Here is a 2,435-nt window from a genome sequence, read left to right as displayed (position 1 = left end):
TAATTTGTCCCAATTTTGGGGGTCACATCAGTCCGTTTTTTTATTCATTGAAATATTTGCTAAAAGCTTTGCGATATTGGCTGGGGGTCATTTTTTTCCAGGCTTTAAAATTACGTTCTAAAACTTTGGCTGAAGAAAAGCCGCAGTAATTGGCAATGTAGGCGACGGAATAGTTTGTACTCAGCAAGAGGTATCTGGCGTGCATGAGCCGGACTTGTTTTAAGTATTTGCCTAAAGGAAGTTTAGTCACTTGGCTCAATTCTTTATTTAAAGTCACTTGTGAAATTCTAAAATGTTCAGCAATGCTTTGTGCCGTGATATTGGTGGAAGAGTTGTTGGCGATGTAGGCGATCACCGTATCAGCCAAAGATTGGTTTGGCGGCGTTGTGACGGCAGTTTTTTCAGTATATTCGCTGTCGATCAGGGCAATCATTTGAAAAAATTCGCTCAAAATTAAAAAGCGGATACTGTCACTGATCGGCTGGTCGACGAGTTTAGCGATGGTAATCAGATTTTTTCTTAACTGCCGGTAGCTGGCTGTATCGCGGCTGATATGGTCCATCTTGATCCGCCAATTTTTACTGGAAGGATATTCTTTTTCTAAAAAATTATTGTCAATAATCAGTCCCATTACATAATAAGACCGGTCTTTGTGCCCCGTCGCGGCATGAATCTGTGAGCGGTCAATAGCCCAGATATCGCCGGAATTGTAATGGTGGGTCTGGCCAGCAATGACAACCTTGAAGTCTTCCCCAGATACCAAATAATCAATTTCGATTCCGGTATGCCAGTGGGTGGGGGCTTTAGGAGCGTAATTTGATCTTTTGAAAAATTTGAAGGGGAGGCGGACGAGATTGTCGACCTCTTCGTAAGCAATGGGCATGTTCTTTTCTCCTTTATGAATTGTCCCTAAGTGCTTTAAGAAATGGAGGGTAATCGCTTTCCCATATGATACCATACTGTTTGTAAGAGCAAATAGCTTGCTGCTACAACTGATTTAGACGAATAAACCTGAACTTACAATTTAGGAGGAAAAATAATGGCTCATTTTAGAAAAGACTTTTTGTGGGGCGGCGCCGTAGCTGCTAACCAAGTTGAAGGTGGATACAACGAAGGCGGCAAGGGCTTGTCAGTGACTGACATTACCACGGCCGGCTCTTTGGAAAGTCCGCGTTACCTGACTTACACTTTGGATGGCAAGGATGGCAAAGTAGCTGGGATGTTCGCCAGCTCCTTGCCAAAGGGCGCTAAGGGGAAGATTTTTGACAATGAATACTACCCGAACCATGTAGCGATCGATTTTTACCATCACTACAAGGAAGACATCAAGATGTTCGCGGACATGGGCTTTAAGGTATTCAGAACTTCCATTGCCTGGACGCGGATTTTCCCAACCGGTGAAGAAGACAAGCCAAACCAGGAAGGGCTGGACTTCTACCGCAGAGTCTTTGAAGAACTGAAGAAGAACGGGATTGAACCATTAGTTACGATTTCCCACTATGAAGACCCATTGGCTTTAGGCGAAAAGTACAACGACTGGCAAGACCGCAAGATGATTGACCTCTACGTTAAGTACGCGACGACCTTGTTCAAGGAATACAAGGACCTGGTTAAATACTGGCTGACCTTCAACGAAATCAACTCATCCTTGATGTTCTTGAAGCTGGTGGGTGATGGCAAGGCATCTGATGCAGATTACCAAAAGGCTTACCAAAAGCTGCACCACCAATTCGTTGCTTCTGCTAAGGCAGTTGTTGCAGGCCACAAGATCAACCCAGACTTCATGATCGGGAACATGATTGCCGGTTCTGTTTACTACCCAGGCACCCCTGATCCAAAGGATGCTTTGGCTGCCCGCTATGAAGAAGAATTGAGCCAGCTTTACTGTGCTGACGCGCAAGCTAAGGGTGAGTATCCGAGTTTTGCCAAGCGCTTATGGGATGAACACAATGTTCATTTGAAGATTGAAGATGGCGACCTTGAAGTCATGAAGGAAGGTAAAGTTGACATGTACACCTTCTCATACTACATGTCAAACATGGTTACCACCCATGATGTTGGCGAAAAGGCTAAGGGCAACTTCGCTGCTGGCGCTAAGAACCCATATCTTGAATACTCTGAATGGGGCTGGTCAACTGACCCAGACGGCTTGCAACTGTACTTGGAAAAGATGTATGACCGTTATGGTATCCCAATGATGGTGGTGGAAAATGGTCTTGGTGCCGTTGATAAGCTGGAAGATGGTACTGTTCATGACGATTACCGGATTGACTACTTGAGAAAGCACATCAAGGCGATGGACAAGGCAGTTGAACATGGGGTTGACCTGCTTGCCTACACGACTTGGGGCTGCATTGACTGCGTTTCTGCCGGAACTGGTCAAATGTCCAAGCGGTATGGCTTCATCTACGTTGACCGTGATGACAAGGGCGAAG

At 45.3% G+C, this 2,435-nt stretch carries 2 protein-coding genes; one reads left to right on the top strand and one right to left on the bottom strand.

What is annotated here, in order from left to right; translation table 11 throughout:
• Positions 1-40 precede the first annotated feature (40 nt).
• The gene (locus HMPREF3168_RS08210; RefSeq protein WP_035160943.1) at positions 41-883 is read right to left on the bottom strand and encodes a helix-turn-helix domain-containing protein; all 843 of its coding nucleotides are present in this window, start codon (positions 881-883) and stop codon (positions 41-43) included.
• A gap of 156 nt (positions 884-1,039) precedes the next feature.
• Here HMPREF3168_RS08210 and HMPREF3168_RS08205 point away from each other — a divergent pair.
• On the top strand, positions 1,040-2,435 hold a 1,396-nt coding region (locus HMPREF3168_RS08205), incomplete at its 3' end, for a glycoside hydrolase family 1 protein (RefSeq protein WP_246825705.1).

Source organism: Lactobacillus sp. HMSC08B12, assembly GCF_001808415.1.
GTDB classification, from domain to species: Bacteria; Bacillota; Bacilli; order Lactobacillales; family Lactobacillaceae; genus Lactobacillus; species Lactobacillus delbrueckii.
Note: the sequence above shows the minus strand (reverse complement) of the source record. Positions and strands in the feature narration are given on the sequence as shown.

What these genes read in the sequence shown, in the direction of transcription:
- HMPREF3168_RS08210 (WP_035160943.1), bottom strand. Translation starts at nt 883, where the DNA reads ATGCCCATTGCTTACGAAGAGGTCGACAATCTCGTCCGCCTCCCCTTC.